The following is a 26,088-nucleotide window of genomic DNA, read 5'->3' on the forward strand; positions in this document are numbered from 1 at the left end:
ATGAGCTCCGAAATTACAAATTACATCGGCTATGCCGCTTCCGTTTTCATTATATTAAGTTTTATTCTTAAAGATTTAACCAAAATCAGGATTGTCAATTTGGTCGGATGTATCTGTTTTGTCATCTACGGCATTTTCAGCGGAATGCTTTGGCCTGTAATTATTCCAAACGGAATTATATGTTTTGTACAGGTTTATCATTTACTGATTGCAAAGAAGAAATAATGGCTCGAAAAAAAGTATTGACTTCCGCATTCAGCAATCTTTATACTGACCAAAGAATCGAGAAAGTTTGTCGAACATTACATGAAAACGGTTATAATGTAGAATTAATTGGTAACAATTGGGGTGGGGAGGAAAAAATGTCTCGTCCATATTCTTTTTCCAGAATAAATATCGTTTCTAAAATTCTAAAAACAGCCTATTTTGAATTCAATTGGAAGCTGTATTATGAGCTAAAGAAAAAAGCTGACGAAAATACGATTCTTCATGCCAATGATTTAGATGCATTGCTGCCCAGTTATCTTATCGCTAAAAAATTAAATATTCCATTAATCTTTGACAGTCACGAAATTTTCTCGGAAATGCCTGCCGTTCAGGGGAAAATGTCTCAAAAAATATGGCGTTATCTGCAAAATAAAATAGTTCCTAATCTTAAATTCATGATTACCGCAAGCGGAAGTTACGGAAAATGGTTTGAGAATAAATACGGAATTAAGCCAATTATCGTTCAAAATGCGCCTAGAAAAATTGATTTTTCAATAGTAATTCCTGAAAATTACCCGAAAATACTTTTGTATCAAGGTGCAATCAACCCTTTTCGTGGAATTGATAAAGCCATTTTGGCAATGCATCATGTTGACAATGTTATTTTTAAAATTGCCGGCGATGGTCCAAAGAAAAGAGAATACGAAGATTTAGTTATCAAAAAAAATCTTCAGGCTAAAGTTCAGTTTTTAGGAAAATTGCTTCCGGAAGATTTAAGAAAAATCACGTTAACTGCCGACGTAGGAATGAGCATCGAAGAAAATGGTGGAGAGAGTTATGAGTTTTCACTTCCTAATAAAGTGTTAGACTGCATTCAGGCAAGAGTTCCTTTAATTTTATCCCCACTTCCAGAAATGCTAAATATTAAAAATCAATTTGATGTTGGTGAGATTATCGAAAATCACGAGCCTGAAAATATCGCTAAAGCAATCAATTTAATTTTAAATAAAGGAAGAAAAAACTATCAATCTGAATTAGAAAAAGCCTCCGGAATTCTTTGCTGGGAAAATGAAGAGATTAAATTACTAGGAGTTTTTGAAAAAGCATCTCTTTAATTTTAAACAATTCAATCGTTCTAAATTTAAAACTACTAATTAAAATTTTGCTTGCAATTCTAAAAAAAGGACACCTTAAAACTTGTATTTCGAAAATAAGCGAAGCGGCTTTGTTTATCTTAAAATATTTCCAAACCTTTCAAAAAGTATTTGTCTAACCTTGCGTTAAAAAATCTTTAAATAATAAGTAACAGTTTTTTCAGTTTAAATCTGACCTAAATTATCTTTTTAAAATTGGTTATCTTTGCAAAAAGAAAGTAGAAATGACCATTAAAGAAAATCAGCAGGAACTTATTGACGAATTTGCTTTTCTTGAAGACTGGGAGCAGAAATATGAGTACATCATAGATTTGGGTAAAGAACTGAAAGGTCTTCCGGAAGAACAGAAAACAGATGATAACCTCATTAAAGGGTGTCAAAGCAAAGTGTGGATTGACGCTGAATTTAAAGATGGAAAACTATTTTTCAACGCAGATTCTGACGGAATTCTTCCAAAAGGAATCGTTTCTTTATTGGTAAGTATTTATAGCGGTCACTCTACTCAGGAAATCCTTGATTCTGATTTTGAATTTATTTCCGAAATCGGATTACAGGAATTTTTATCTCCTTCTAGAGCCAACGGATTGATGGCAATGACCAAGCAAATCAAATTTTACGCAGTCGCATACCAACTGAAATCTTAGTTGTGACCAGAATTTTAGCATATCGTTTTTCCGCTTTTGGTGATGTCGCTATGACAATGCCTGTTTTCCGTGAGTTTCTTGAGCAAAATCCTGATGTTGAAATTGTAATGGTTTCAAGAAATAATTTTGAGAGCTTATTCACTGATATTCCGAATGTTATCTTTCATGGAATTGACCTTGATGATTATAAAGGTTTTTTAGGAATCAGACGATTAGGTAAAGAATTGCTTAAACAATATCAGCCTGATTATATTGCTGATTTACACGATGTTATCCGCACGAAAATTTTAGATAAAATTTATGTTCGCAAAGGTTTAAAAGTTTTCAAAATCAACAAAGGTAAAGAGGAAAAGGAAGCCCTGACGGATGTTTGGAATTTAGATAAAATCCAACTGAAAAGAACAGTAGAACGTTATGCAGATGTTTTTCGTGATATGGGTTTTAAGGTTCAACTCTCGCACCAATTAAGACCAAAATCTAATCAGAAATCGGGAATTGGTTTTGCGCCTTTTGCCCAACATAAAGGTAAAATGTTGCCGCTGGAAAAATCTTTCGAACTTGTGAAAATTTTAGCAGAAAAGCATGTGATTTACTTTTTCGGTGGTGGTAAAAAGGAAACTGAAACTCTTGAGAGATGGGAAAAACAAATTCCAAACACTCAAAGTTTAGCCGGAAAACTTAATCTCTCTGAAGAACTGAACAGAATTTCTCAACTTGAAGTAATGATTTCGATGGACTCAGCTAATATGCATTTAGCGAGTGTTGTAGGAACTCGTTGCGTTTCTATTTGGGGTTCTACACATCCGTATGCAGGATTTTTAGGTTTCGGACAAAGTGAGGGTGATGTTGTTCAAATTAATGATCTTACCTGCAGACCTTGTTCTGTTTTTGGCGATAAAGAATGTTATCGTGGAGATTGGGCTTGCCTAGAGGAAATAAGTGTACAGCAAATCATTAATAAAATTTAAGTTTAATGAAGCTTTCTGTATGTATTCCGGTCTATAATTTTGATGTTCGGGAACTCGTTTTCGACCTGAAAAAAGAAATCAAAGAGAATCTTATAGACGCAGAAATTATTTTGATTGATGATGCTTCTGATGAAAAATTCAAAACATTTAATAAAGAACTTCAAAACGAAGTAAAGAGTTTTGTTTTACTCGAAAAAAATATCGGCAGATCCAAAATCCGAAATCTTTTTTTAGAATATGCCGAAGGTGATTATTTGCTTTTTTTAGATTGTGATGGAAAAATCATTGAATCAAATTTTCTGACAATTTATGTTGACTTTCTGCGAGCAAATAGAAATGTTGATGTTTTATATGGTGGAAGAACTGTAATAAAAAACCTTATTGATAAAAAGTATATTCTGAGGTGGAAATTTGCTGTGGAACGTGAGAATTTGCCGATTTCAGCACGTAATGAAAAACCATATCTTTCTTTTCAAACGAATAATTTTGTTATAAAACGAGAAATATTCACTACTGTAAATTTTAATCCAGAATTTGAGAATTACGGATATGAAGATTTGCTTTTCGCAATGGATTTGAAATCTGAGCAGATTAAAATTCATCACATAGATAACCCTATTTTTAATAATGATCTGGAAAGTAATGATGTTTATTTATTAAAGGTAGAAGAGTCTGTAGAAAGTCTTTATAAGATGCTTAAAACGGATTCGCTAAAACTTAGAATTTCTGAAATTAAATTAGTAAAAGCGTACGCTTTTTTACAAAAAATGCATTTTGAATCATTCTTTCTTTCTTTTTTTAATCTTATTGATGGAAGAATAAAGAAAAATCTTCTTTCGGTTCAACCTAATTTAAGAAATCTTGATTTGTACAAATTGGGATTACTGCTAAAAAAGATGAAATAAATTACTGTTGCCCAAAATCCCCAAAACAATTAAATAAACACCCTTTTCAATAATTTCTATAAAATTTCAAAACGTCTACAAACTCCCATGAATAGATATAAAATAAAAAACTCTCAGAATAATCTGAGAGTTTTTGTGGGCCCTGAGGGATTCGAACCCCCGACCCTCTGGGTGTAAACCAGATGCTCTGAACCAACTGAGCTAAGAGCCCTGAATTTTTTTGAAAGGTTTCAGTAAACCTTTGTGGGCCCTGAGGGATTCGAACCCCCGACCCTCTGGGTGTAAACCAGATGCTCTGAACCAACTGAGCTAAGAGCCCTAGACGATTTCTCGTTTTGAGTGGTGCAAATATACATACTTATTTTATATCAGTCAAGTTTTTTTCTAAAAATTCTCCGACTACAAAGTTGCTTCCGCCAATAAAAATCAAATCTTCGTCTGTAGCTTGTTGTTTTGCAGAAAGATAGGCTTCTTGTACAGAGTCAAAAATTTTATAAATTATTTTTGCTTGAAGTAATAAATCTTCATATTCTTTAGGGTCGCGACCTCTATTTATCGCTGGTTTTGCAAAATAGAACGCAGAATTTTCAGGAAGTATCGTCATAACATTATCAATTTTCTTGTCATTCACGAAACCTAAAACGATATGTTTATGTTTCGGGATGGAATTTAATTGAGAAAAAACATATTCCAGACCGGCCTGATTGTGTCCAGTGTCACAAATCGTCAAAGGATTTTGTGAAAATTCAAACCAGCGGCCGATGAATCCAGTGTTCTGATGGACGTTTAGTAATCCTTTTTCTAGATTTTCGTCAGAAATTTTTACATCTAATTTTCTAAGCTCTTCAATCAAGGCTAAAACAACCCGAATGTTCTTCTCTTGGTAGTTTCCTTTTAGATCTGATTTTAAATTTGTTTTTAATAGAGTAGCGTCAACGAAATGGGTGTTTTCTTTTTCAGCTTTAATTTTAATAATATTTTTAACTACTTCATTATCGTCACCAAAAATCACCGGAACATCTGTCTTAATAATTCCTGCTTTTTCAAAAGCAATTTCTTCAATGGTATTTCCTAAAATATTCTGATGATCAAGCTGAACATTTGTGATTGCAGAAACTAATGGTTTAATGATATTGGTAGAGTCTAATCTTCCACCCAAACCGACTTCTATAATGGCAAAGTCTACTTTTTTCTGATAAAAATATTCAAATGCCATAATGGTTGTAAATTCAAAAAAAGAAGGTATGATATCTTCTGGCAGTGTTTTAAGCTTTTGGATAAAATGAAAAACAAATTCTTTATCACAGTTTTCTCCATTTATTTTGATTCTTTCTGTGAAATCAATCAGATGTGGTGAGTTGTACAATCCAATTTTATAGCCCGAATCTTGAAGAACAGACGCCAGCATATTGCTTGTAGAACCTTTTCCGTTGGTACCACCAATGTGAATGCATTTAATCTTCTCCTGCGGATTGCCAAAAAAATCGCAGAGTTTTGTAATATTATCAAGTCCTGGTTTGTAAGCTTTCTCCCCATCAATCTGATAATTCGGAGCCTGAACGAAAAGCCACTCGACGGCTTCCTGATATTCTTCGTTTGTCATGATGCAAAATTCCCAAAACTTTCATTAAAATGAAACAATAATTTTTCAAAATTGTAACTTTTTTCAATTCTCTTCGTCTAATCGGTAAAAAGCAATAAATATCTACGTATGAAAAAAGTTTTGATGATTATTTTAGGATTATCTGGTCTGGGTCTGAGCGCTCAGAAAAAGTGGTCTTTGAGAGAATGTGTAGATTACGCAGTGGAGCATAATCTTCAGGTTATTCAAAATCAATATTCAAAACAAATTCAGGATGTCAATCTGAAAATTGCTCAGAATAATTATCTTCCGTCGGTTTCGGCCAATGTAGGAAACAATGTAAGTTTCGGGCAGGCTTCTTTAGGTACAGGAAGTATCAGAAACGACAGGTTTAGTAACAATGCAAACATTTCGGCAGATATTTTACTTTACAATAACGGAAGACTTGAAAAAACAGTCAGAAAAACTCAATTTGATGTAGAAGCAAGTCAGTATGATATTGAAACTATTAAAAATGACATTTCTCTTCAGATTGCTCAACAATATTTGACCACTTTATTAAACAAAGAAATCGTAAAGATTTCTCAAAGTGCGACTGAAAACGCCAAAAAACAATTCGACAGAGCAAAAATCACCACAGATGTTGGTACAACGGCTCAAACAATTGTTGCAGAAGCAGAAGCGGCTTGGGCAAGAGAAAAGCAAAACCTGAAAACTGCCGAAATCAATGTTGGTAGAAGTTTGTTTGCATTGGCTCAGCTTTTACAATTACAGGATTATAAAGATTTTGATGTTGAAAACGTAGAAATAGGCGAGCAATTGAGTCCGCAATTAATTTCTGTTGATGATGTACTAAATACCGCTTACGAAAGTCAGCCACAAATAAAAGCGGCTGAAAGCAGAATTAAATCTGCCTTGGCTCAAACTGAAGTTACCCGTACCGCTTTTTGGCCGACGGTGACTGCAAGTATCGGAGTTGGAAGTTTTTATAATAATTTATTGAATACCAGTTTTTCCGGCATAGATCAGTTTGGAAATGCTACCGCAGAGCCTAATTTTTTCAGACAATACAAAGACAATTTTGGTCAGCAGGGTGGAGTTTCGGTAAACATTCCGATTTTCAATAAAGGAATTACAAAGCTTCAGGTAGAGCAGTCTAAAATCAATGAAAGTATTGCCAAAAATTCTTTAGACCAACAAAAACAAACGGTAAAACAAAACGTACAAAAGGCACAATTTGATGTTGATGCTAACTATGAAGTATATTTAGCATCTGTTGAAGCAGAAAAAAGCACCAAACTGGCAATGGAATTTGCAGATAAAAGTTATGCAGCAGGTCGTACAACAATTTATGATTTAAATGTTGCCAGAAACAACTACGCAAACGCTCAGGGTTCGGTAGAACAGGCAAAATATAATTATCTTTTCAGTCTTAAATTATTGAATTTCTATGCAGGAATTCCATTAAGTTTGTAAAATGTCTATTCAGTCTTTAGAAAAATATTTACCTCAAAACACTCTAAATCATTTAAGGAATTGGTTTTCTGATCATTCTATTCATATTAAAATTACAAGAAACAGAAATTCTAAGCTTGGAGATTACCGGAAACTTCGTGATCTTTCTCATGAGATAACGATCAATTCGACATTGCAACCGCAGCTTTTTTTCTTTGTACTGACTCACGAATTGGCACATTTAATTGCCTTTGAAAAATTTGGAAGAAGAATTTCTCCCCACGGAAATGAATGGAAGCATACTTTCAGAATCATGCTTTTGGAAAGTATGGAAGTGTACGAAGATGATTTAAAACCGATTATTCTTAAATTTTCGAAATCACCAAAGGCCAATTTCATGGCAAGCCCGGATTTGGTGAAGTATTTTCACATTGAAAACCAAGATGATGATGAAATTTATATAGAGCAAATTACGAAAGGTGAACATTTCATTTATCGGGATCAAAAGTATTTATTGGAGGGTCTGATTAAAAAAAACTATCTTTGTCTTAATCTGGCTACAGGAAGGAAGTACTCTTTCAAACCTTTGGCGAGAGTGAAAAAATGCAGTTAAATATGTCAAAATCAGATAAATACTGTGTGATTATGGCGGGAGGAATCGGTAGTAGATTCTGGCCTCTGAGCACACAGAAATTCCCAAAACAATTTCAGGATATTTTAGGAACGGGTCGTACCATGATTCAGCAGACTTACGACAGAATCAGTAAAGTGATTCCTAATGAGAATATATTTGTGATTACGAATAAAGAATATGTACATCTTTCTCATCAGCAGTTGCCGGAGATTCCTGCAGAAAATGTTGTTGGTGAACCTTTGATGAAAAACACTGCCGCCTGTAATCTTTACATGGCCAACAAAATCGCAGAGGTTAATCCCGATGCTACGATGATAGTGCTTCCTGCAGACCATTTAATCTTAAAAGAAGAAACGTTTTTAGAAAAGGTAGAGTTGGCATTTAACATTGCTTCCACACACGATTATTTGGTGACTTTGGGTATTACACCCACAAGACCAGATACTGGTTATGGCTATATTCAGTTTGTTGAAAAGAAAGATTCTGATTATTATAAAGTTAAAACTTTCACAGAAAAACCAATGCTGGAAATCGCTAAAAGCTTTCTAGAAAGTGGTGATTTTCTTTGGAATGCTGGTATTTTTATCTGGAATGTAAATTCTATCCACAAGGCATTTGAGATGTTTCTTCCGGAAATGACCCAGCAATTTACCGCTTGCGAATACAATGCAGAAGCCGAGGAAAGCTGTATTGAGCTGATTTATCCTAAAATTCAGAAGATATCCATTGATAATGGAATTTTAGAAAAAGCAAAAAACGTATATGTAATTCCTGCAGATTTGGGCTGGAGCGACCTCGGAACCTGGACTTCAGTTTTTGAAAACAGCGAAAGAGACGAAAATGATAATGCCGTGAACATAAAAACTGCCCTTACTTACGATTCTACGGGCAATATTATTCACGTGAAAAATAATAAAGCGGTAGTTATAGACGGATTAAAGGATTTTATCGTTGTAGATACAGACAAAGTTTTATTGATTTGCCCAAGAGAACACGATCAGCAGATCAAAGACTATGTTTTAGATTTAAAAAGCCTTAAAAAAGGTGAAAAATATATGTAAAGCAATGGCACAGTTTCTGCCACAATCTCAGCTATGGTAAGATATCAAAACCGCATTTTCCTTTCTGTTTTTCTATTCTTAGGAATTGCAGTATTTTCACAAACTAAGAAGAAATTCTCAAGTGTTGAAGGAGTTTTAGCTCGGGTTATCCCTAACGATAGAATTGATTTTTGGGCATTGATCCATAACAGTTACGGTAAGAATAGAGAAGTGAGAATTTCAGGGACAAAGAAAGATTATGTGCCACAGTTTTCAGGTTTTAATTTGAGCCCGGCAGAAGATAGTTTTTACTACATCGTTTATTCGACTGCGGGGAAATTGAATTACATCACAGAAATTAAAGATTTAAAAGATTTTTTAGGAAAAATCGATAATGCTGATGAAGCAGCTTTATCTGCCGTTCTTGATGGTTATTTGATTGATGAGCAGTTTGTAGACGTTGCCGCTAATTATTATGAAGATAAAGATAATTATTATCTTGATTTAGGAAAAGTAACCTCTAAAGAGTGCCCTTATCAGAAAAATCATTTTACTCTTACAGTAAATAAGTCGACCGGTATCGTTTCAAATGTGAAAGACAATGGTACCTACATCGAACTTTACAAAAAAAATTGCACCAATAATCCACGATTGTTAAAAATCGAAAAGAAAGAAGAACCTAAAGATGAGCCAAAGAAAAAGCCTGTCAAAAAACGAAAGTAATGTCTACGAAACCGAAAGATTAATCATTCGTCCGATGTCTTTGGACGATGCAGATCTTATCCTGGAACTTTACAATATGCCGAATTTTATTAAATTCATTGGCGACCGAAACATCAATTCTCTTGCTGATGCTGAAAATTATATAAAGGCTAAATTTCTTCCACAGTTTGAGAAATTAGGTTTTGGGAATTATTTAATTGAATTAAAAGATGGAAATATCAAAATCGGTGGAGTAGGAATCTTTGAAAGGCAGGGTTTAGATATCGTTGATATTGGCTTTTCTGTTCTGGAAAGATTTGAAGGCAAAGGCTATATGTTTGAAGCTGCTCAAAAAATAAAATCCATAGGAATGGACGATTTTGGCTTAAATAAAATATCTGCCATCACTTCAAAAGACAACTTTTCTTCTCAAAAATTAATTAAAAGATTAGGATTAAAATTTCAGAAATACGTCACACTTCCCAATGAAGATGAAGAATTGATGTATTATGAAACGGAATAACTAACCACGAACAACACAAATATTTTCACGAATAGATATTAAAAATTTGTGTCATCCGTGAAAACATTTGCGCAATTTGTGTTTAAATTAATTCTCCAGGATCTGTTCAGCCGCAGTTTTAGAAGTCACTTTTTCAATTACTCGTGTGCAAATTCCTTTTTCATCAAAAATAAAAGTGGTTCTTACGATTCCCATATAGGTTTTTCCGAACGTCTTCTTTTCCTGCCAGACCCCGAATTTCTCTATAATATCACGGTTTTCATCCGCAATTAGATCATAAGGAAAGGCAAATTTGTTATGAAAGTTCTTCTGTTTTTTCACAGAATCTCCACTGATTCCCAATAATTGAAATCCTGCTTTTTCCAATAATGAATAATTATCGCTGAGGTTACACGCTTCTACGGTACATGTCGGAGTATTGGCTTGTGGATAAAAGAAAATAACTAATTTTTTTCCAATTAATTTTTCCGAATTTACGGTTTGTCCATCTTGATTGATTCCTTCAAAATTGGGTAATTTGTCTCCTACTTTCAGCATAATGATTTATTTTTGTTCAAATTTAATGGTTACATGACAAAAAAGCAAAGAGCAGAGCTTGTTCAGATAGAATTAGAGAAATTATATCCTACCGTTCCTATTCCTTTGGAGCATACAGATCCGTTTACTTTGATGGTTGCGGTGGCACTTTCTGCACAAACGACCGATAAAAAAGTGAATCAGGTGACACCAGAACTTTTCGCTGTAGCAGGCACACCTCAAAGAATGGCAAAGCTAGAGGAGTTTCAAATTAAAGAACTCATTAAAGAAATAGGACTTTCCAATACGAAAGCCAAAAATCTGAAAAGAATGGCAGAACTCCTTTTGGAAAGGCACAACGGAATAGTGCCACAAACTTACGAAGAATTAGAGGCTCTTCCCGGAGTTGGGCATAAAACCGCTTCTGTAGTGATGAGCCAAGGATTCGGATTTCCTGCTTTTCCAGTCGATACACACATTCACAGACTGATGACGCAGTGGAAGTTGACGTCAGGGAAAAACGTCGTAGAAACGGAAAGAGATGCCAAAAACATCTGGAAAGAAGAGGTCTGGAATAAACTACACCTTCAGATTATTTTCTACGGAAGAGAGTATTCTCCCGCAAGAGGAAAGGGTGAGAAAGATTTTATAACGAAAATGTTGTTTGAGAAATAATAAAAGATTTTTTAGCAGCCACAAAATTCCCCTCCCTTGGAGGGGTGGATAAATTTTCAAAGAAAATTTAGACGGGGTGGTTTTAGAATGAAAAAACTTTAGAAACTACTCCACATCCAACAATCTTCTGTGATAGTTAATTTGCCCCAAATGATAACCCAAATGTCCAAACAAATGAATCAGAAAATATTCTGTTATCATTGGATATCCTAATGCATCAATAGGATATACTTTTGCCAAATCTTCTTCAGAAAGCTGATCAAGTGAAGAATTTACTGCTTCAATAGTTTTTTCAATTTGCAGAATCAATTCGGTTCTTGGAATGTTTTTTAATGAAAATTCAAGTTCCCTGTTTCTTATATAGCCAGAATTCCCCAAAATAGCTCCGATAAAATGATTAAGATTTCCAACCAGATGAAGTGATAAATTTCCTCCGGAATTTAAAATGTTTTTATCAATTTTCCAAATCGCTTCTTCGTTTTGGTAAGATTCAATTTCTGTTTTTAATTTATTTAAATCTCTTGTGTAAAGTGATTTTAAAGATTCTGTTATCATTTTGCTTATTTAATTTTTAGATATCTAAAATTACTTTTAATAAAAACCTATTTCTGCTTCTTCGCCCAAAGCTCCATCTTTCTGTTCAAAACATCCAGCGGAAGACAGCCCTGACTTAAAAGCTCATCATGGAATTTTGCAAGATTAAATTTATTTCCGAGCTGCTTTTGATATTGTTCTCTCAATTCACGAATTCTCAATGAACCGATTTTGTAGCCCAAAGCCTGTCCAGGCATTGCCATATATCTTTCTACTTCTGCAGTTGCGCCAGCTTCGTCGTAAGCAATGTTGCTCAGAAAATAAGTGATTGCCTCTTCTCTCGTCATTTTTCCGGTGTGAATTCCGGTGTCGACAACCAAACGAACGGCTCTCAACATTTGGTCGCTCAGATACCCCATTTTTTGGTAAGGATCAGTGTACAATCCAAATTCAGGACCTAACGTTTCACAATAATGAGCCCAGCCTTCGCCATAAGCTCCGAACCAGCCGAATCTCATAAACTTTGGAAGTTTCGTGTTTTCCTGCTGTAGAGAAACCTGATAATGGTGTCCCGGAATGGCTTCATGTAAGAAAAGTGATTCCATTCCAGAAGTAACGTTGAATTTTGAAGGGTCGGGAAGTGGCATGTAGAAAATCCCCGGTCTTTTTCCGTCCGGAGTTCCCTGCATGTATTCTGCACTAGCACTCGCTTCTCTGAATTTTTCGGTTTGTCTGATTTCAAATTTTGTTTTCGGTGTTACACTGAACATCGTTTTTAACTTCGGAGTTATCTTCGCTAAAATCCCATTAAAACCATCTAAAACTTCTTTCGAGGTTTTGTAAGGCATTGCTTTCGGGTCTGTTGTCACTGAAGTGATGAACTCTTCAAGGGTTCCGGTAAAGCCAACCTGCTGTTTTACTTTTTCCATTTCAGCACGAAGCATGGCAACCTGCTGTTGGCCAATTTTGTTGATTTCCTCAGGTGTTTTGTTGGTAGTTGTCCAGCTTTTCACATAATATTTGTAGATGTTTTCTCCTTTAGGAAGGCTGTTGTAACCGTCTGTTTCTCTAGATTTAGACAGATATTCTTTCTCTAGAAATTCACCCATCTTCGTGTAAGCCGGAATTATATTTTTAGCAACCGCATCTTTATAAAGTTTAGTAAATTTTTCTTTCTGTTCAGCAGTGAAATTTTTAGGGAAATTCTTTATCGGTCCGGAGAAAATGTTTTTATCAAAATCAGATGTGATGATTTCTTCCGCTTTCATCTGCGGGATCATTTTCAGAACCAGCTTTCTCGGAAGAACAATTTTATTGGTCATTCCTTCACGGAAGTTTTCTGTGGCAGCATTCATCCATTCCGGGAATTTCTCCATTCTTTTTAACCAGTCTTCATAATCTTTTTCAGTATTAAAAGGCTGGCTTCCTTGTCCGCTTCCATACAAAGGAAAATTCAACGGAAGTCCCCCAAACTGAGTGAAAGGAATATATTCCGGATGATAAGCGTAGGCTTCGATTTTATCTTTTAAAGAATAATCCAAAACATCATAAACTACTTTGTCTTCATCTGAAAGGGCTTTATAATCAACGTTTTCAAGCTGAGTTTGTACAGAATGGTAAAAAGCAATTTCACCCGAAATAAAATCTTTGTCAATGTTAATTGGCAATTGGTCATTATATCTCAAATCTCCCTGTGAAGTGGCTTCCAAAGGATATAATTTTAAATACTGCTCGTAATAGTTTGCAGCAATAGAATCCAGATTAGTTGGGGTAATTTTCGTTAGAGGCGAATCTGTCTTTCTGCAAGAAGCAAGACTTACTATTAAACCTAATCCCAATACAGCTTTTGATACGATGTTTTTCATTATGAAATCTTTAAAACACAAAAATAAAGAATATTAGCTCAAAACAGATTTGAAGAATCGTTATTTATAAAAAAATAATTTTGAAAATATTTTAAACATTCATACAATTTTTTATCTTTGCCTAAAGCGTTTAACTATCATACTATTACAGTTCTTTTTTAAGAAATAATGAAAGGGATTTTAAAAATTTACCATCCGGACGAAACATTGAAGTACAATATAAAAAGCACTTACTGCAAGGCTGTTTATAGTAATCAAGAGCATTTTCTAGAAGTAGAAATCATTACGGATGACGGGCTCGATCATGTAGATGATGATTCTTTACAATACAATTTTCCTCAGCTTTCTTTGGAAATAATTGAATTTCCTATCGATTCTTCAGAGATCGAAGGAAAAACATTTGAAATCAATGATTCTGAAGATGAAATATTTACTGAAGTAGATTTGTTTGATGATGAAGAAGCTTTCATTTATGACAACAAGCTTTTGTTTGATAAAAATGAAGAAGGCGAGCTACAAGTAACTTGGAAAGGAACCATCGACGATTTCTACACAGGATCTGACACTCCGCTTCCTTTCAGGCTTAAATGTGAGTTTACTCCAGATGAAATTATCGTAGACGAAGACTAATCGTCATCCAATATTCACTGTAAATTTCTTTTCAAATATTTTTTGGAAAGAAATTTGCTGTTTTTAGGCGGGATATTTATTTTAAACTCATATTTTAAGCTTATTTTAAGATAAGTATTGATAATATTCCTTTATTTTTGTCGTTCAAACCATTATAAATAAACTAATTGATGCTGTTAACGGAACTTACTCAGATTTTATTTGCACAGGTCGCTGTACCTACAGTGCCTGTTGAAAAACTTGAATTTTCATTTTGGGACATCCTGTTTCATGGCGGTGCTTTTGCTAAAATAGTAATGGCAATCGTTTTGGCTTTGGGTGTTTTCTCAGTGTATCTTTTCTTTGAAAGATTTTTCTATATCAGAAGAATGACGACAAAGACAGATTCAAACTTCATGAATAACATCGAAGATTTCATCAGAGACGGGAAAATTGATGCGGCAGCAGATTATTGCAAAACACAAAACTCTCCGGAATCAAGAATTTTAGAAAAAGGAATTTCAAGATTGGGAAGACCGGTTTCAGATATTGTAAGCGCTATGGAATCTCAAGCTCAAATTGAGGTGGCCAACATGGAAAAAAACCTGAATCTTTTGGCGGTTGTACCAAGTATTGCGCCGATGTTAGGACTTTTGGGAACGGTTATCGGGATGATCATCGCTTTCTTTGATTTATCTCATGCAGAAGGCGCATTTTCTCCAAAAACATTGTCTGAAGGTATTTATACAGCATTAGGACAAACGGCAGTTGGTTTGGCGGTGGCAATTCCTGCAAACTTTTTCTATAACATTTTGCTTACGAGAATTGATAAGTTCGTTTTGAGAACGCAGAATGTTTCAGGAGAATTTTTAGATTTAATTAATAAACCTTTGTAATATTCAAGTATGAAAATTCAAAGAAGAAATAAAGCACATCCGGAATTCAGCTTAGCTGCGATGACCGACGTTATTTTGCTGATGCTGATCTTTTTTATGATCACCTCTTCGGCAGCTAACCAAAGTGCGATTGATGTGAAACTTCCTCAAACAGGAAGTGTGGAAGATAATATTCCGAATCCGATGACGGTAAGCGTAAAGCCAGATGGTTCATATTATGTGGATGACAAACCTGTTGCGAGAGAATTGGTAGAGCAAACTATTGTGAATGATCTTAACAGTAAATCTGCAAAGTCATTTACCATCAGAGCAGACGAAAGTACTATGCATAAAGATGTAGTTTTTTTAATGGAAATTGCAGAAAAGCATAAATTGAATATTGCCATTGCCACGGTAAAAGAATAAATCAAAATGAGAGGTTACACGATAAATAGAGAAGAAGAAAAAAGAGACAAACTGAAGAGTGCAGGACTATCTGTGCTTATTTGGTCTGCCATTCTGTTGTTCGTATTCATCTATAAAATGAAACCTACAGAGCGACCAAAAGAAACGGAATTAGTCACTACGATGCTTGTCAATTTTGGAGATAACAGAAACGGAGCAGGAATTGACGAACCAGCCAATCAGGAAGGAAGTTTGGCTGCAAAAGCTGAGGAAAATGCACCAGAGCCTGTAGAAAATGTGGTTTCTGAACCAAAAACGATCATTACTCCAGATCCGAAACCTGAAGCCAAAAAAACGGAGGTAAAAGATAAAATCATTACCGGAAATAATTCTAAGGTTACAGCTCCGAAAAAGGAAGACTCAAAAACAAATAAAAAATCAACAGCTACTTCTACCACAAAAACCAAGGCTAAAAGCTCTGCCACAACCGCCAATTCAAAAGCAGGAAATGGTGATGGAAAAGGAACCGCAGCAATCGGGAATTTAATCAAAGGTCGTGGAACAAAAGCCGGAAGCCAAGGAACAGGTGACGGAATTGGAAACAACGGAGATCCTCTGGGCGGTGACGGAAACGGCGACAGCAAAGTGGGAATTGACAGAAGATTGGTTGGCTACATTCCAGGAACGATGGGAAGAGGCGGTGCCCAACCCGGCCATAGTTGCTCTGCAAGTGGCTCAATTACGATTTCATATACCGTTGATAAAGCAGGAAATGTTTCATCTGCGAGAAGATCAGGTGGAGTTTCAGATCCTTGTGTAGTTTCAACGTCCGTAAGTTGGGTTAAAAAATACGTAAAGGCTGAGAAAGCCAGCGTTTCTTCCACCGGAAGCTACAGCATTACATTCTAAAAATACAAAAGCACTTTATTCAAGTGCTTTTTTTATTTCGTTCATTCGGTTTATAATTGGGAGGGAGAATATTCCGCTGGTCTGAAGATATAATTGGTAAAAGACGATTGCTTTTTCTGAAAAATCTTTGTTGTCAGTTTCTTTTGCTTTCGCATAAAAAAGATGACCTGAAAGTTCAAAATACGGAATATGGTGATTGCTTTCTTTTTCATAAATTGATTGTGTAATTTCTTCAGCAGATTTTGAAGAAAGTTCATCAAAACTCATCTTAAAAGTGTCGTTCATATTGGTGTCGAAAATTCTTTGCTGATCGGAAATTTTTTCTTCATTTTCACCTAAAATTCTTTTAGTAAGAAATTCAGAGAATTGTTTTACAATGCGAAGAATGTAGTCTTTATCGTGTATCATATTTTTTATTTTTAAATTTACGCAAAAAACAAATACGCCAATCCAATTGCAGTAATCACACCCACCAAATCAGCTAAAAGCATAGCAATTACCGTATATCTTGTATTCTTTACTGCTACTGCGCCAAAGTAAACTGCAATCACGTAAAATGTCGTATCTGAGCTTCCCTGAAGAACCGCTGCTAATTTCCCTTGGAAACTGTCTGCTCCGAAAGTTGCCATAGTATCCACCATCATTCCACGAGCTCCGGAGCCTGATAATGGTTTGATTAAAGCCGTCGGAAGTCCGTCAACAAATCTTGCGTCCAGATTGGTAGCATAAGCAACCCATTTCATTCCATCGATAATGACATCAAAAACGCCAGAAGTTCTTAGAAGAGATATAGCAATCAACATTCCTACTAAATAAGGAATAATCTTTACACAGGTATAAAAACCTTCTTTTGCACCTTCGATAAAGGCATCAAAAACATTGATTTTTTTGTAAACAGCTCCAAGAACGATGGCTAAGAAGATGAAAAGTATTAAACCATTGCTTAAAACTTTGCTGAAATCATCGAGCTCATTTTTACTTAACTGAACTAAATACACCACCAAAAGAGCAATCAGGGCTGAAATTCCACCGACATAAGCAAGAACGATTGGTTTTAAAAGGTTGATCTTTTGGTATAATGATACGATAATCATTGCTGCCATTGTCGCTGCAAAAGTAGCAATCATACACGGAAGAAAAATATCTGTCGGTGTTTTTGAACCCATTGAAGCTCTGATTGCAATAATAGAAACCGGAATCAACGTCATTCCGCCTGCATGAAGGCAAAGGAACATAATCTGTGAGTTGCTCGCTGTATCTTTATTAGGATTTAAAGTCTGCAGACTTTCCATTGCTTTCAAACCAAATGGTGTTGCTGCATTGTCCAAACCTAAAAGATTGGCACTGAAATTCATCAGCATGTGTCCAAATGCAGGATGGTTTTTCGGGATTTCGGGGAAGAGTCTTGAGAAAAATGGCTGAATAAATCTACTCAATAAATTAATTCCGCCTGCTTTTTCAGCAATACTCATGAATCCCATGAAAAGCGTCATAATTCCAATCAATCCGATACATATTTTAACTGCCGTTTCTGAAGTTCCGATTACGCCGTCTGCTTCCTGAACTCGGTAAACTTTTACGTTCTGTTTTAGAGAATCGGTTTTATAATGAATTCTACTGTCTGCAAAATCATTTTTCTTCATCAGACTGTCTCTTACAATGGGAGAAAGTGCACTGATGTTTTGAGTTGCCACTTGTATCGTATCGCCGCCTTTTCCTACAACCATATCGTTGAAAATGGTTTTGTAGTGGCTAGACGAAATGTATTTTATACTGGCAATGGCAATGGCGATGATAATGAAGGCCGACCAAATTCTGCTGAGAACCATTTATTTGAATATTAAAATTAATAAAATTGAAAGTGCTTAATCACTTTTTTGATCTTCGTCAGTGACTGATTTATTTTGAGCATCAAAGAATGTAGTATCAGAAACCTTTTTTAATGATTTTATTATATCAATTGACTCCAACGATTTTCTTTGGTCTTTTACGGTTTCAAGAAGGATTTTGAATCTATTTTTTTTATCAATCTTGCTTTTAATTAAACTTGAATTAAGGCTTTCGAGGTTTGATAGTATGGTCAAATCATTTATACTCGCCATATCCCGAATGTTTTCACCTTTGAGCACTTTTTGAGGATTAGCATCCCTCCACTGTTTTGCGGTACATCCAAAAAGAACGATATTTAAAAGATCAGCTTCCTCTGCGTAGATCCAATCTTTTTTTTGTGAATACGTTAAGGTAGGAATAATGTAATTTTTTATTGCATCAGTATGAATCTGATAATTAGCCTTACTTAATACTCTTTTTATATCCCATTCTAATCCATACTTATTACTTTCAATTTCTTTTAGCCTCTGATATTCTCTAATTATATAAAGCTTAAAAACCGGACTTATGGCAGAACCAAATTCAAAAGCAATATCTTTATGTGCGTAAGTACCACCATATTTGCCTTGCTTTGAAAATATACCAATCGCGTTTGTTTTTTCAACCCAATTATTTACACTCATAGTGAAAGTAGGTAAACCGGCCTCTTTTCTAAAGTGGTCAAATTCGACCACTTTAAAATTGGGGTTGTAAATTGACTCCCAAGTTCCTAAAAATTCAATCGTACCTCTATTTCTTATCCAGTTTTTTATAATGTCTGCGGCTCTGCTATCATCTTCTTTCGCTTTTGCCATGTCAGTAAGACAGATATAGTCTGTGTCGTTTATCGAAGTAATTGATACTTCAATATTCTGAACTTTAAGTATTTTATTTTTAGACATTGATGAACGAGATTGTAAATTGAATAGTTATCTATTCAAAAATAACAAAATTAATCTGTTTTTAATTGTACTATTTTTATTGAGAAATATATAAGTTATTTTTCCTCCAAATAAACCAATTCCCCAGCAAAATCATCATCCAGACTTTTCAAAACTTTTGCATTGGCAGTTTTCTTTTTTAATTCTTCAATAAAAAAGTTTTTCTCGAAAAACTGACGGTGAATTCCGGGTAAAAGCTCCATGAAATAATCCATGCCGATTTTATTGTTGTGGAGATCCATTTTGGTTTCTAAAGGTTGATTTGGAAATAATTCTTCATGTAAATCTGTAATTTTCTTGCAAAAATCCAACGCTTTTTCGGGCGAAGAAATTTTGCTGCAATACATCATGATCAGGCAACACCAAAGCGAGTGTCTGAAAGCATTTCCCTCGCCATTGTTAGATGCTGTTTTGGGATATAATTTTTGTGCAATAGAAAAAGCTTTTACCGTCGCATAAAAACTCAAAATTGAAAATAGGGGATGAGGTAAAACAGCAGATAAGAGCTTAAGAATTTTCTTAAAACTCATGCTTCTGATTGTATTGAAAATTACTTTGAAAGTCCTCATAAAATAAAAATCTCTCCCAAAATAGAGAGAGATTGTATGATTTTTAGTTTAAATTTTAAGCTTTTGCGGCTAATAAATTCACTGTTTTAGAAACGACTTCTTTGATTTCGGTTCTTTTTACAATGAAATCTACAAAACCTTTTTCCTGCAAAAATTCTGATGTCTGGAAACCTTCCGGTAAATCTCTACCGATGGTTTCACGGATCACTCTTGGTCCTGCAAATCCGATCAATGCTTTTGGCTCAGCCATAATGATGTCTGCGGTCATTGCAAATGATGCTGTAATTCCACCGAAAGTTGGGTCACAAAGGTAAGCAATATATAAAAGTCCAGCTTCTGAAAGCTGAGCCAATTTTGACTGTACTTTTGCCAACTGCATCAAAGAATACGTTGCTTCCTGCATTCTCGCACCTCCGGACTGACAAATAATCATGTACGGAAGTCTTTTTTCGATACAGTAATCAATCGCTCTTCTGATTTTTTCACCCATTACAGAACCTAAAGATCCTCCGATAAAAGCAAAATCCATACAAGAAACCACCATTTCAGTTCCGTTTACAGTTCCAACTCCGTTTCTGATAGAATCCGTAAGTTTTGTTTTGGCTTTCACTTCTTTCAGACGGTCTGTGTATGATTTAGTATCTTTAAATTGAAGCATGTCAATACTTTCAACATTTGCATCCAGCTCAGTGAATTTTCCTTCGTCAAAAAGAATACTGAAAAACTCAGCACTTCCGATTCTTACATGAAATCCGTCTTCAGGAGAAACATAATTGTTTTTCTTTAGTTCATCGTGTTCCACAACCTTTCCTGACGGAGTCTGATGCCAAAGACCTTTTGGTACGTCTTTTTTGTCATCAGTAGAAGTGGTAATATTTTGTGCTTTTCTTTTAAACCAGTCGAATGCCATAACTATATAATTGATGTATAATAAATGATAAAAGATGAGGAAAGCGTTTTAAAATCACTTATCGCTCATCTTTTATCAATTATAATTTATTTAAGCGTATTTACGTTATTTAAATCTTCAAATGCTCTTACCAATCTTTTAGAGAAAGTTTCTTCACCTTTTCTTACCCAAACTCTTGGATCATAGAATTTTTTATTAGGCTTTTCTTCTCCGTCAGGATTTCCGATTTGAGTTTTCAGATATTCTACATTTTCTACCATGTAATCTCTAATTCCTTCTGTGTATGCAAACTGAAGATCGGTATCAATATTCATTTTAATTACCCCGTAATCAATAGCTTCTCTTATTTCTTCTAAAGTAGAACCTGAACCACCGTGGAATACAAAATTGATTGGCTTATCAGCAGTTCCGAATTTCTCCTGAACAAATTTCTGAGAGTTATCTAAGATTTTTGGAGTCAAAACTACGTTTCCTGATTTGTAAACTCCGTGTACGTTTCCAAAAGCTGCTGCAATGGTGAAGTTGTCAGAAATTGCTTTCAGTTTTTCGTAAGTGTAAGCTACATCTTCAGGTTGAGTATATAATTTAGAATTGTCAATATCAGAGTTGTCAACACCATCTTCTTCACCTCCTGTTACGCCGATCTCAACTTCTAAAGTCATCTGCATTTTTGCCATTTTTTCGAAATATTCAGCAGAGATTTCAAGGTTTTCTTCCAAAGATTCTTCAGAAAGATCCAACATGTGAGAAGAGTAAAGAGATTTTCCGGTCTGCTTGAAGAATTCTTCGTTAGCTTCCATCAAGCCGTCGATCCAAGGCAATAATTTTTTTGCAGCGTGATCGGTATGTAAAATTACTGTCGCTCCGTAAGCCTCAGCAAGGGTATGAATATGTCTAGCTCCTGCGATGCCACCTAAAATAGCTGATTTCTGAGCATCATTGCTAAGTCCTTTTCCAGCGTTGAAAGATGCTCCACCGTTAGAAAACTGAATGATGACAGGTGAGTTTAGTTTTGCTGCAGTTTCCATTACTGCGTTGACGTTGCTAGAACCGATTACGTTCACTGCAGGCAATGCAAATTTGTTTTCTTTAGCATACTGAAAAATATCTGTAACTAACTGACCTGTGGCAACTCCTGCCGGGAAAATTCTGCTCATGTTTTACTTTATTATTATATTAGGATGTTTTTTGAAAATTCTTGTAAAGATAATCAATTTTGAGAAATTACTAATTTCTTTTATCTCGTCCCCAAAGTAGCTTTTGGCGAATGGTTTCGTAGAAACTTAAATTATTCGGCTGTACCAATAATAGCTGGAAACTTGCCTTTCTGATCACAATTTCCTTATCAGTTTCAATATGAATTAATCTTGAATCTAATGAAAGAGAATATTGTGGAACTCTGCTTTCTACTTTAAATTTAATTTCAACCTTATCATTGACAACCAAAGGACGTACATTTAAATTGTGCGGCGCAATTGGAGTGATGACAAAGTTTTCGTTATTCGGAGAAATGATGGGGCCACCACAACTTAAAGAATAAGCCGTAGAGCCAGTTGGTGTAGAAACAATCACGCCGTCACCCCAGAACACATTTAAAAATTCATTGTTGATATAAGAATCTACCGTGACCATTGAAGTGGTTTCTTTTCTGGAAATCGTCACATCATTTAATGCATACGGGAAAAATTCGTCAGATTTTGGTGAAATGACTTCAATCACTGATCTTCGGCTTGTTTTTACATCACCTTTTAAAATAGAATCCAGTTCTTTGAAAGCCTCTTCTTTGGTAAAGCTTGCCAAAAACCCAAGTCTTCCCGTGTTGACACCTACAACGGGAATTTCAAGATCTTCAATGAATGTCAATGAATTAACAATCGTTCCGTCGCCACCAAAGGTGAAGAACAAATCAATTTCTCTGTCTATAAGATCCTGCTTGTTGCCAAAAGTCTCAAATATTTTTGAAAATTGAAGCGCTTCAGCCATCTCGTCAAACAAAACAGATTTTACGCCTCTGCTTTCCAGTTCAGAAATAAATTTGCTTAAGTATAAAAAAGTATCAAGATCTTTTTTCTGAGAATATATGGCTGCCTTCATATTATATTTCGATAAATTTTTGTAAAAAACCTAAACGGTCTTTGAAAAGATCTGTTTTCTCATCAGAATAATATTTTTCAACGATTCTGTAATCATAACGGTCAAAAGTGGCATCAATTGAAGCTAAATTTTCGTTGCTGATTTTAATGGTGATGTGAATAAATTCGTCTGACATGAAACTGATAAATCCGCCGTAGAACTTCGAGTTGTTGCTCTCAACGATGTTCGCAATTTCGGTCATAGAATATTTTCTTGCCGGAGTTTCTATGGTTAGAGTTGCACCGGTTTCCGAAAACAGAGGGTATTTTGAAAAGGTCTGAAAAACATCATCACAACAGATGTATCCCAGATATTTTTCATTTTTATTGATCACCGGGATCACGTTGGCATTGAATGTATAAAACAATCGGATGCTGTCCATGATATTATTATCTTCCAAAATAGCGAAGCGCTCAATCTGATGTTCGAGGTTTTTCAAAGTTCCCTCTTCTTCATAAAGAAAGTCTTTGGCGATGGCTCCGTAAAAATGGTGTGATTTTTTAATGAAAATATGCGTATATCCAAATGCTTCTAGGGTTTCCCTAGCTGATTCTATAGAGTCAGTCAGATGAAAACACGGAAAATCTTTTGAGATATAGTCCTTGATAAACATTGTGCTAATTTATAAAATTTTAAACGAAACGTTTGTTATAAAAGTACGTTATTTTCAGAAAGATTTAAAAAAGCAAAAATAAATTTTGTTGGTGTAAGATAAAAAATTATCTTTGTCGCCTTTCATTTTTACTTTTTATTAGATTTATTTCAAACTGCACTGTCTTTTTAGACAGCCGCAGTTTTTTTATTTTATGGCTTTTGCAATTTTTTAAAAGTAAATTTCTTCGCTGTAATTCTTTAATTTAAACGCAAAGCTCGCAAAGATTTTTTTAACTACTAACTGCTTTTAAGTTCGCAAAGGCGTTTCACTCAGCAAAGACCTCAAAGTTTTAATTAAACATTACCAATAGTTGATATTTATTTAATTCCTAAAGATTTTGCAAACTCCCACATTACGATTCCTCCGCATACACTTACATTTAAAGAATGCTTTGTTCCGAGTTGTGGAATTTCGATAAAAGAATCAATATTCTGTAATGCTTCATCACTGATTCCTTCTACCTCGTTGCCCAAAATCACTGCATATTTTTTTGAATTGTCAATTTTAAAATCGGTAATCATTTGACTATTCGTAGTTTGCTCGATTCCTACAACTTCAAAACCCTGACTTTTTAAATCATTAATCGTGACATTAATATCTGCTTCATGCAACCAATCCACACTTTCTGTTGCTCCTAAAGCTGCTTTGTGAATTTCACGATGTGGCGGTTGCGGCGTGATTCCACATAAAATAATTTTCTGAACCAAAAATGCATCTGCCGTTCTGAAAGTGGCACCCACATTGTGCATACTTCTGATATTATCTAAAACAACCACAAGCGGGATTTTCTCAACCTTTTTAAAAGTTTCTACATCAATTCTGTTGAGTTCTTCCAGTTTTAATTTATTTACCAAAATAATTTGTTTATTTCTTATTACAATTTACGAATTCTTCTGTACGAATGGATTCTTAACTTTATTATTTTCTCACCTTAATTTTCTTAATGTTGAAAAATTCAAGTAGGCTCTTTAAAATTTAATTTTATATTTTAATTTTTCCCACCCATAATCTGATGCACATTCCTCTCGATATTCTGAGCGATAGTTTCCATCGGAATGTCATTTTCATCATTGTTGAAAGGATCTTCAATTTCCTCAGCAATCAATTCCAGACTCATCAAAACGTAATATACAAAAACCGTCAGCGGAATCATAAATAATCCTAGGTTAATCACATAAGCAATGGGCAAGGCTACAACATAGAGAATAATGAATTTTTTGATAAAAGAAGAGTATGAATACGGAATTGGGGTGTTTTTAATTCTTTCACAACCGCCGCAAACATCTAGAAAACCTGTAAGCTGTGTGTCCAAATAAAGCATTTCAACATCAGAAATTTTCCCTTCTTTTTTTAATTGATATAATTTATGGGTCAAAAGAATCACCAACTCCGTTGGTCCATGATTTTTGAGTGATTTTTCAATTTCAGAATAATCTTCATCTAGAGCTAATCTCGTAGATTCCTGAGAAAGATGTTTCGCTAAAAAATGCGGGAAATATTTAAGGTATCTCGAAATCTGATCGGCAGATTTTCTGTCGTCAGCCAAAATAATATTAATCTTTACAGCAAAATTTCTCGTATCATTCACCAGTTTTCCCCAAAGTTTTCTGCCTTCCCACCATCTGTCGTAGGCTGTATTGGTTCTGAAAACCAAAAGTAAAGACAAAACAAATCCCAATAAAGAGTGAATCAATCCTACATTGCTGACTTTAGATTTTGCCGTCAAATGAAGATATTCAACTTCCAGATACTGAATTCCGTAAGAGTAAACTGCCATCAAAACCATTGTTGGAAACAAGATTTTCATGGTGTCACTTTTATGTAAGCTGACCAGTATTTTCAGGAAATTTTTGGTGTTATAAACTCTCATGGTTTGCGTGTCTTGTGCAAAGATAAATTTTTATAAACTTCAAAAAAACACTATTTTTATTTCGCATTAAATTACAAACTCATGATTCTCGAAAAGGTAGATGTTGTCAATGATATCAGTAAGGAAGATTTTCAGGAAAATTATTTCAAGAAGAAAAAACCTCTTCTGATTAAAAACTACGCAAGCCGATGGGAAGCCTTCGATAAATGGAATTTTGATTTCATTAAAGAAAAAGCAGGCGAACAGGAAGTTCCGTTGTATGACAACAAACCTGCGGATTCAAAGAAGAGTTCAGATGCTCCAGTGGCCAAGATGAAAATGAAGGATTATATCGACACGATAAAATCTAAACCTTCGGATCTCCGTATTTTCTTTTATATTATCACCGACCGACTTCCGGAATTGCTCAAAAATTTCACATATCCCGATTTGGGAATCAAATTTTTCAAACGTCTTCCGACTTTATTTTTCGGAGGAAGTGAAGCTCATGTTTTGATGCATTATGATGTCGACCTAGGTGATTTTATGCATTTTCATTTTGAAGGAAAGAAAAGAATTTTGCTGTTTGACCAGAAACAGTCGAAGTTTTTATATAAAGTTCCGCTTTCAGTTCACACGGTTTACGAGATCGATTACGAAAACCCTGATTACGAGAAATTTCCTGCTTTAAAATACGCCAAAGGCGTTGAAATTTTCATGGAACACGGCGATGCACTTTTTATTCCTGGCGCATTCTGGCATTTCAACAGATATCTGGAGCCTGGGTTTTCAATGTCACTAAGAGCGCTGCCGAATAAGCCGAAAGTTTTTGCGAATATGCTGTATCACGTTTTTATTATGCGATATACGGATAAGATTTTACGCAAATTATTTAAAGCCGAATGGGTTGAATATAAGCAAAAATGGGCGTATGAAAAGGCGACGGAAGCATTTGAGTAA

At 34.9% G+C, this 26,088-nt stretch carries 30 protein-coding genes and 2 tRNA genes; 16 read left to right on the forward strand and 16 right to left on the reverse strand.

Going from position 1 to position 26,088, the window contains the following annotated elements:
* The 5 genes from MQX03_RS16160 to MQX03_RS16180 all read left to right on the forward strand — a co-directional run bounded on the left by MQX03_RS16160 (position 1) and on the right by MQX03_RS16180 (position 3,878).
* Positions 1–225, forward strand: a complete 225-nt coding sequence (locus tag MQX03_RS16160; RefSeq protein WP_242804288.1) for a uroporphyrinogen decarboxylase — start codon at positions 1–3, stop codon at positions 223–225.
* The gene (locus tag MQX03_RS16165; protein ID WP_242804289.1) at positions 225–1,322 is read left to right on the forward strand and encodes a glycosyltransferase family 4 protein; all 1,098 of its coding nucleotides are present in this window, start codon (positions 225–227) and stop codon (positions 1,320–1,322) included. The genes MQX03_RS16160 and MQX03_RS16165 overlap by 1 nt, the downstream gene beginning before the upstream one ends.
* 263 nt (positions 1,323–1,585) lie before the next feature.
* Complete coding sequence (locus MQX03_RS16170) at positions 1,586–2,005, forward strand: SufE family protein (RefSeq protein ID WP_129535443.1); 420 nt, start codon at positions 1,586–1,588, stop codon at positions 2,003–2,005.
* Positions 2,006–2,007: 2 nt separating this feature from the next.
* Positions 2,008–2,973, forward strand: coding sequence for a glycosyltransferase family 9 protein (locus MQX03_RS16175; RefSeq protein ID WP_242804290.1), 966 nt, complete (start codon positions 2,008–2,010; stop codon positions 2,971–2,973).
* Positions 2,974–2,978: 5 nt separating this feature from the next.
* A complete protein-coding gene (locus MQX03_RS16180; RefSeq protein WP_242804291.1) occupies positions 2,979–3,878 on the forward strand; it encodes a glycosyltransferase family 2 protein in 900 nt (299 codons plus the stop codon).
* A gap of 136 nt (positions 3,879–4,014) precedes the next feature.
* Here MQX03_RS16180 and MQX03_RS16185 read toward each other — a convergent pair.
* The 3 genes from MQX03_RS16185 to MQX03_RS16195 form a co-directional block, all read right to left on the reverse strand.
* Positions 4,015–4,089, reverse strand: a tRNA-Val gene (locus MQX03_RS16185).
* A gap of 33 nt (positions 4,090–4,122) precedes the next feature.
* Positions 4,123–4,197 (reverse strand) — tRNA-Val (locus tag MQX03_RS16190).
* Between the two features lie 39 nt (positions 4,198–4,236).
* Positions 4,237–5,481, reverse strand: a complete 1,245-nt coding sequence (locus tag MQX03_RS16195) for a bifunctional folylpolyglutamate synthase/dihydrofolate synthase (RefSeq protein WP_242804292.1) — start codon at positions 5,479–5,481, stop codon at positions 4,237–4,239.
* A 108-nt stretch (positions 5,482–5,589) separates the two neighbouring features.
* On the opposite strand from MQX03_RS16195, the gene MQX03_RS16200 reads away from it, so the two are divergent.
* Genes MQX03_RS16200 through MQX03_RS16220 form a run of 5 tightly spaced genes read left to right on the forward strand, consistent with a single transcriptional unit; the run spans position 5,590 to position 9,814 of the window.
* On the forward strand, positions 5,590–6,936 hold the full coding sequence (locus MQX03_RS16200; RefSeq protein ID WP_129535441.1) for a TolC family protein: 1,347 nt from the start codon (positions 5,590–5,592) through the stop codon (positions 6,934–6,936).
* Position 6,937: 1 nt separating this feature from the next.
* Positions 6,938–7,528: a SprT-like domain-containing protein gene (locus MQX03_RS16205; protein WP_242804294.1), complete on the forward strand. Its 591-nt coding sequence runs from the start codon at positions 6,938–6,940 to the stop codon at positions 7,526–7,528.
* A 2-nt stretch (positions 7,529–7,530) separates the two neighbouring features.
* Positions 7,531–8,610: a mannose-1-phosphate guanylyltransferase gene (locus tag MQX03_RS16210; protein WP_228446504.1), complete on the forward strand. Its 1,080-nt coding sequence runs from the start codon at positions 7,531–7,533 to the stop codon at positions 8,608–8,610.
* A 33-nt stretch (positions 8,611–8,643) separates the two neighbouring features.
* The gene (locus MQX03_RS16215; RefSeq protein WP_242804296.1) at positions 8,644–9,312 is read left to right on the forward strand and encodes a hypothetical protein; all 669 of its coding nucleotides are present in this window, start codon (positions 8,644–8,646) and stop codon (positions 9,310–9,312) included.
* Entirely contained in the window at positions 9,275–9,814 is a 540-nt protein-coding gene (locus MQX03_RS16220) for a GNAT family N-acetyltransferase (RefSeq protein WP_242804297.1), read from the forward strand. The genes MQX03_RS16215 and MQX03_RS16220 overlap by 38 nt, the downstream gene beginning before the upstream one ends.
* Positions 9,815–9,901: 87 nt before the next feature.
* Here the strand turns inward: MQX03_RS16220 and bcp are convergent, their stop codons facing one another.
* Complete coding sequence (bcp, locus tag MQX03_RS16225) at positions 9,902–10,351, reverse strand: thioredoxin-dependent thiol peroxidase (RefSeq protein ID WP_242804298.1); 450 nt, start codon at positions 10,349–10,351, stop codon at positions 9,902–9,904.
* A gap of 33 nt (positions 10,352–10,384) precedes the next feature.
* On the opposite strand from bcp, the gene MQX03_RS16230 reads away from it, so the two are divergent.
* Positions 10,385–11,005, forward strand: a complete 621-nt coding sequence (locus MQX03_RS16230; RefSeq protein ID WP_242804299.1) for an endonuclease III domain-containing protein — start codon at positions 10,385–10,387, stop codon at positions 11,003–11,005.
* Between the two features lie 105 nt (positions 11,006–11,110).
* On the opposite strand, the gene MQX03_RS16235 is transcribed toward MQX03_RS16230, so the two are convergent.
* Together MQX03_RS16235 and MQX03_RS16240 are read right to left on the reverse strand one after the other, a co-directional pair.
* A complete protein-coding gene (locus MQX03_RS16235) occupies positions 11,111–11,560 on the reverse strand; it encodes a DinB family protein (RefSeq protein ID WP_242804300.1) in 450 nt (149 codons plus the stop codon).
* A 47-nt stretch (positions 11,561–11,607) separates the two neighbouring features.
* The gene (locus MQX03_RS16240) at positions 11,608–13,404 is read right to left on the reverse strand and encodes a DUF885 domain-containing protein (RefSeq protein WP_242804301.1); all 1,797 of its coding nucleotides are present in this window, start codon (positions 13,402–13,404) and stop codon (positions 11,608–11,610) included.
* Positions 13,405–13,572: 168 nt separating this feature from the next.
* Between MQX03_RS16240 and MQX03_RS16245 the strand changes: the two genes are divergently transcribed.
* The 4 genes from MQX03_RS16245 to MQX03_RS16260 all read left to right on the forward strand — a co-directional run bounded on the left by MQX03_RS16245 (position 13,573) and on the right by MQX03_RS16260 (position 16,202).
* Positions 13,573–14,034 carry a hypothetical protein gene (locus MQX03_RS16245; protein WP_242804302.1) on the forward strand — a complete coding sequence of 154 codons (462 nt, stop codon included), beginning with the start codon at positions 13,573–13,575 and terminating at the stop codon, positions 14,032–14,034.
* Positions 14,035–14,204: 170 nt separating this feature from the next.
* Positions 14,205–14,909 carry a MotA/TolQ/ExbB proton channel family protein gene (locus tag MQX03_RS16250; RefSeq protein WP_229983124.1) on the forward strand — a complete coding sequence of 235 codons (705 nt, stop codon included), beginning with the start codon at positions 14,205–14,207 and terminating at the stop codon, positions 14,907–14,909.
* Between the two features lie 9 nt (positions 14,910–14,918).
* Positions 14,919–15,314, forward strand: a complete 396-nt coding sequence (locus tag MQX03_RS16255) for an ExbD/TolR family protein (protein ID WP_242804303.1) — start codon at positions 14,919–14,921, stop codon at positions 15,312–15,314.
* A 6-nt stretch (positions 15,315–15,320) separates the two neighbouring features.
* Positions 15,321–16,202: a ferric siderophore ABC transporter substrate-binding protein gene (locus MQX03_RS16260; RefSeq protein WP_242804304.1), complete on the forward strand. Its 882-nt coding sequence runs from the start codon at positions 15,321–15,323 to the stop codon at positions 16,200–16,202.
* Positions 16,203–16,217: 15 nt separating this feature from the next.
* On the opposite strand, the gene MQX03_RS16265 is transcribed toward MQX03_RS16260, so the two are convergent.
* The 10 genes from MQX03_RS16265 to MQX03_RS16310 all read right to left on the reverse strand — a co-directional run bounded on the left by MQX03_RS16265 (position 16,218) and on the right by MQX03_RS16310 (position 25,149).
* Complete coding sequence (locus MQX03_RS16265; protein ID WP_242804305.1) at positions 16,218–16,610, reverse strand: hypothetical protein; 393 nt, start codon at positions 16,608–16,610, stop codon at positions 16,218–16,220.
* 17 nt (positions 16,611–16,627) lie between these two features.
* Positions 16,628–18,031: a nucleoside recognition domain-containing protein gene (locus MQX03_RS16270; protein ID WP_242804306.1), complete on the reverse strand. Its 1,404-nt coding sequence runs from the start codon at positions 18,029–18,031 to the stop codon at positions 16,628–16,630.
* A gap of 36 nt (positions 18,032–18,067) precedes the next feature.
* Complete coding sequence (locus MQX03_RS16275) at positions 18,068–18,973, reverse strand: KilA-N domain-containing protein (protein WP_242804307.1); 906 nt, start codon at positions 18,971–18,973, stop codon at positions 18,068–18,070.
* Between the two features lie 95 nt (positions 18,974–19,068).
* Positions 19,069–19,581, reverse strand: coding sequence for a DUF6973 domain-containing protein (locus MQX03_RS16280; RefSeq protein ID WP_242804308.1), 513 nt, complete (start codon positions 19,579–19,581; stop codon positions 19,069–19,071).
* A 55-nt stretch (positions 19,582–19,636) separates the two neighbouring features.
* Positions 19,637–20,491: an acetyl-CoA carboxylase, carboxyltransferase subunit beta gene (gene accD, locus MQX03_RS16285; RefSeq protein ID WP_129535425.1), complete on the reverse strand. Its 855-nt coding sequence runs from the start codon at positions 20,489–20,491 to the stop codon at positions 19,637–19,639.
* 86 nt (positions 20,492–20,577) lie between these two features.
* The gene (gene fbaA / locus MQX03_RS16290; RefSeq protein WP_242804309.1) at positions 20,578–21,648 is read right to left on the reverse strand and encodes a class II fructose-bisphosphate aldolase; all 1,071 of its coding nucleotides are present in this window, start codon (positions 21,646–21,648) and stop codon (positions 20,578–20,580) included.
* 70 nt (positions 21,649–21,718) lie between these two features.
* Positions 21,719–22,585 (reverse strand): NAD kinase, encoded by an 867-nt coding sequence (locus MQX03_RS16295; RefSeq protein ID WP_242804311.1) that lies wholly within the window; start codon positions 22,583–22,585, stop codon positions 21,719–21,721.
* A gap of 1 nt (position 22,586) precedes the next feature.
* Positions 22,587–23,237 (reverse strand): CBS domain-containing protein, encoded by a 651-nt coding sequence (locus MQX03_RS16300; RefSeq protein ID WP_056083255.1) that lies wholly within the window; start codon positions 23,235–23,237, stop codon positions 22,587–22,589.
* A gap of 359 nt (positions 23,238–23,596) precedes the next feature.
* A complete protein-coding gene (locus MQX03_RS16305) occupies positions 23,597–24,133 on the reverse strand; it encodes an RNA methyltransferase (protein WP_242804312.1) in 537 nt (178 codons plus the stop codon).
* A gap of 134 nt (positions 24,134–24,267) precedes the next feature.
* Positions 24,268–25,149: a bestrophin family protein gene (locus tag MQX03_RS16310; RefSeq protein ID WP_262916947.1), complete on the reverse strand. Its 882-nt coding sequence runs from the start codon at positions 25,147–25,149 to the stop codon at positions 24,268–24,270.
* 81 nt (positions 25,150–25,230) lie between these two features.
* On the opposite strand from MQX03_RS16310, the gene MQX03_RS16315 reads away from it, so the two are divergent.
* Positions 25,231–26,088 (forward strand): cupin-like domain-containing protein, encoded by an 858-nt coding sequence (locus tag MQX03_RS16315; RefSeq protein ID WP_242804314.1) that lies wholly within the window; start codon positions 25,231–25,233, stop codon positions 26,086–26,088.

Source organism: Chryseobacterium aahli, assembly GCF_022699665.1.
Taxonomy (GTDB): domain Bacteria; phylum Bacteroidota; class Bacteroidia; order Flavobacteriales; family Weeksellaceae; genus Chryseobacterium; species Chryseobacterium aahli.

Excerpts from the sequence above, each read along its gene's own strand:
- MQX03_RS16195 (WP_242804292.1), bottom strand. The coding sequence starts at position 5,481 with ATGACAAACGAAGAATATCAGGAAGCCGTCGAGTGGCTTTTCGTTCAG.
- accD (WP_129535425.1), bottom strand. The coding sequence starts at position 20,491 with ATGGCATTCGACTGGTTTAAAAGAAAAGCACAAAATATTACCACTTCT.
- MQX03_RS16260 (WP_242804304.1), top strand. The coding sequence starts at position 15,321 with ATGAGAGGTTACACGATAAATAGAGAAGAAGAAAAAAGAGACAAACTG.
- MQX03_RS16310 (WP_262916947.1), bottom strand. The coding sequence starts at position 25,149 with ATGAGAGTTTATAACACCAAAAATTTCCTGAAAATACTGGTCAGCTTA.
- MQX03_RS16215 (WP_242804296.1), top strand. The coding sequence starts at position 8,644 with ATGGTAAGATATCAAAACCGCATTTTCCTTTCTGTTTTTCTATTCTTA.
- MQX03_RS16230 (WP_242804299.1), top strand. The coding sequence starts at position 10,385 with ATGACAAAAAAGCAAAGAGCAGAGCTTGTTCAGATAGAATTAGAGAAA.
- MQX03_RS16280 (WP_242804308.1), bottom strand. The coding sequence starts at position 19,581 with ATGAGGACTTTCAAAGTAATTTTCAATACAATCAGAAGCATGAGTTTT.
- MQX03_RS16265 (WP_242804305.1), bottom strand. The coding sequence starts at position 16,610 with ATGATACACGATAAAGACTACATTCTTCGCATTGTAAAACAATTCTCT.
- MQX03_RS16245 (WP_242804302.1), top strand. The coding sequence starts at position 13,573 with ATGAAAGGGATTTTAAAAATTTACCATCCGGACGAAACATTGAAGTAC.
- MQX03_RS16235 (WP_242804300.1), bottom strand. The coding sequence starts at position 11,560 with ATGATAACAGAATCTTTAAAATCACTTTACACAAGAGATTTAAATAAA.
- MQX03_RS16270 (WP_242804306.1), bottom strand. The coding sequence starts at position 18,031 with ATGGTTCTCAGCAGAATTTGGTCGGCCTTCATTATCATCGCCATTGCC.
- MQX03_RS16250 (WP_229983124.1), top strand. The coding sequence starts at position 14,205 with ATGCTGTTAACGGAACTTACTCAGATTTTATTTGCACAGGTCGCTGTA.
- bcp (WP_242804298.1), bottom strand. The coding sequence starts at position 10,351 with ATGCTGAAAGTAGGAGACAAATTACCCAATTTTGAAGGAATCAATCAA.
- MQX03_RS16275 (WP_242804307.1), bottom strand. The coding sequence starts at position 18,973 with ATGTCTAAAAATAAAATACTTAAAGTTCAGAATATTGAAGTATCAATT.
- MQX03_RS16315 (WP_242804314.1), top strand. The coding sequence starts at position 25,231 with ATGATTCTCGAAAAGGTAGATGTTGTCAATGATATCAGTAAGGAAGAT.
- MQX03_RS16200 (WP_129535441.1), top strand. The coding sequence starts at position 5,590 with ATGAAAAAAGTTTTGATGATTATTTTAGGATTATCTGGTCTGGGTCTG.
- MQX03_RS16300 (WP_056083255.1), bottom strand. The coding sequence starts at position 23,237 with ATGTTTATCAAGGACTATATCTCAAAAGATTTTCCGTGTTTTCATCTG.
- MQX03_RS16240 (WP_242804301.1), bottom strand. The coding sequence starts at position 13,404 with ATGAAAAACATCGTATCAAAAGCTGTATTGGGATTAGGTTTAATAGTA.
- MQX03_RS16255 (WP_242804303.1), top strand. The coding sequence starts at position 14,919 with ATGAAAATTCAAAGAAGAAATAAAGCACATCCGGAATTCAGCTTAGCT.
- MQX03_RS16170 (WP_129535443.1), top strand. The coding sequence starts at position 1,586 with ATGACCATTAAAGAAAATCAGCAGGAACTTATTGACGAATTTGCTTTT.
- MQX03_RS16165 (WP_242804289.1), top strand. The coding sequence starts at position 225 with ATGGCTCGAAAAAAAGTATTGACTTCCGCATTCAGCAATCTTTATACT.
- MQX03_RS16180 (WP_242804291.1), top strand. The coding sequence starts at position 2,979 with ATGAAGCTTTCTGTATGTATTCCGGTCTATAATTTTGATGTTCGGGAA.
- MQX03_RS16210 (WP_228446504.1), top strand. The coding sequence starts at position 7,531 with ATGTCAAAATCAGATAAATACTGTGTGATTATGGCGGGAGGAATCGGT.
- MQX03_RS16220 (WP_242804297.1), top strand. The coding sequence starts at position 9,275 with ATGAGCCAAAGAAAAAGCCTGTCAAAAAACGAAAGTAATGTCTACGAA.
- MQX03_RS16205 (WP_242804294.1), top strand. The coding sequence starts at position 6,938 with ATGTCTATTCAGTCTTTAGAAAAATATTTACCTCAAAACACTCTAAAT.
- MQX03_RS16295 (WP_242804311.1), bottom strand. The coding sequence starts at position 22,585 with ATGAAGGCAGCCATATATTCTCAGAAAAAAGATCTTGATACTTTTTTA.
- fbaA (WP_242804309.1), bottom strand. The coding sequence starts at position 21,648 with ATGAGCAGAATTTTCCCGGCAGGAGTTGCCACAGGTCAGTTAGTTACA.
- MQX03_RS16160 (WP_242804288.1), top strand. The coding sequence starts at position 1 with ATGAGCTCCGAAATTACAAATTACATCGGCTATGCCGCTTCCGTTTTC.